Source organism: Leisingera sp. F5 (genome assembly GCF_001593695.1).
Genome location: NZ_LUKH01000558.1, coordinates 1 through 2,125, shown reverse-complemented (window position 1 = coordinate 2,125; position 2,125 = coordinate 1). Strand labels below are relative to the sequence as shown.

The following is a 2,125-nucleotide window of genomic DNA, read 5'->3' as shown; positions in this document are numbered from 1 at the left end:
GTCCGACATGTCATGCAGCATTTCCATCGCTTCGGGGTTGGGGTTGTAATGCGGGAAGGTATAGTCGAGCCGGTTGTGGCTTTCGACCACCTCGACGCCTATGCGGGCAAACAGCTCGGGCGCAAAGGCCGAGGCGGTGCCGTTGCCGGTAGCGCAAACCACTTTCAGCGGGCGGGACATTTTGAAATCCCCGATCAGATCGTCGAGATAGGCGTCCTTGACGCCGTCCACGAATTCATAAGAGCCGCCGGCAGCGGCCTGGCCTTCGCCGTTCAGCACGATATCTCGCAGCTCGCCCATCTCGTCCGGGCCGTGGGTCAGCGGGCGCTCAAAGCCCATTTTGACGCCGGTCCAGCCGTTCGGGTTGTGCGAGGCGGTGACCATGGCGACCGCAGGCACATCCAGGTGGAACTGGGCGAAATAGGCCATCGGCGATACCGCGGGTCCAATGTCCTTGACCTGGATACCGGCCTGCATCAGGCCAATCACCAGCGCGTTTTTAATCGCAAGAGAGTAGTCCCGGTAGTCGTTCCCGACTGCAATCACTGGCTCCAGCCCGTGTTTGCGCATCTGTGTGCCGATACCCAGACCCAGCGCGGTCATACCAGGCAGGTTGATTTCCTCGGGGTATTTCCAGCGGGCGTCATACTCGCGGAACCCCGTGGGTTTGATCATCGGAGTTTTGAGAAATTCCCACGTATTCGGGGTGACTTCGAAAATGGGTTTGGTCACTTTGACCTCACTTTTTTGAATTCTGAAATGGATTGAACCGTTAACTTGTATGCCCCCCATAGAGGGGGAATACAACATTCTCGCGATGCCAAATTCGGCAGAGCTTTGCGATTTGCCACTTTTCCCAGCACATCACGGCCATTCGTTGCCGTAGGGCCTAGGTCGAGACCTGTTCGCGGAGGATTGATGCCGTCAGGGATACCAGCAAATATATCCCTGAGAAGATCAGGAAGGCCAGCAGCGTGTTCTCAAAGGCACGCGGGTAGGTGGGGTCGTCCGGGGGCACCGGGCTGACACTGGTGGTCAGGTACCGGACCTGGCGGTTCGCCTCTTGTGCGGTTTGTTTTTCGTTCTGGAGAGCCGATTGCAGGAACAAATCTGCGGTGGCCAAATCAGCCTGGGAGATCTGGATCTGCGCAGCCTTGGCCGCCAAAGAGGTGCCACCTTTTGTGGCCTGCGTTAGGCGCGAGCTCTGCTTTTCAAGCTCGTCTTTCAAAAAACGGACCTCACTGCGGAGGGCGTCGACACGTGGTTTCGAGGGGCGTGCGTTATTCAGAAGGGTCTGCAATTGCAGCTCTTTTTCTTGGAGTTGTAGTTCTACATTGTTCATAAGCGCACGGATGCTGGCGATTTCACCTTCGGGATCCAGCAAAGTGCCCTCTTGCAGTTGAACCAGTCGAATCTGTGCTTCGCGACGTTCGCGTTTGGCCGTTTCCAGGCTGGTGCGCGCTTCTTTCATCTGGTCTTCACGCTTGCGGCGTGACAGCTCGTCCACACGGAATTCCGCGTAGGAAATAAGGTGCTTCGAGAACGAAGCGCTTATCTCTGGCGAGGCGGCGACCACTTCCATGCGGATCACCCCTTCGGTCGGATCATAGCCGATCTGGACGTTTTTCTTGAAGATACTATAGGCGGCCTCGTCAGACGCGCCGGGTTCCAGCCGCTGAATAGGGTCAATCCAGTCCTGCGTGAAATGGGATTTGAAGCCGATGTCCTGGTCTAGACGCAGCATGGCATCACGGGACTGGAGATAGGATTGCACCGCGATCGCGTCCTGATTGGTGGCAAACTGGGTGCCGCTGAGCAGCCCTCCAAGAGCGGAGCCGCCAACAGCGTCGGCCTCGAGGATCAGGAATTCGGATTTTGTTGCATACATTGGGGTCGCAACAGCAAAGAAATACCACCCAGCCAGGATCGTCGGCAGAAAGACGAAAAAGGCCAGTCGTGACAAGAGCAGTACGGATTTGCGGCGACGGCGGTGGGCGATGTCCCGCTGAATATCGGTGATTTCCTGAACGCGGCGGTCTGCAGGGCTCAGCTCGGTCGAGGGGAGTTGCTCGCGGACGGGAACCGTTTGCGGCAGCTGCATTTTGGCTTCGGGGGTTGTGGCGGG

Annotated in this window: 1 protein-coding gene and 1 pseudogene; both read right to left on the bottom strand. The window is 57.6% G+C overall.

The window, feature by feature from the left end; translation table 11 throughout:
• Window positions 1–732, bottom strand: a pseudogene (locus A2I95_RS33230) (phosphomannomutase/phosphoglucomutase); the annotation flags it as partial.
• 157 nt (window positions 733–889) lie between these two features.
• Window positions 890–2,125, bottom strand: a 1,236-nt coding sequence (locus tag A2I95_RS33225) for a capsule biosynthesis protein (protein ID WP_291736689.1), incomplete at its 5' end; no start/stop codon positions are given.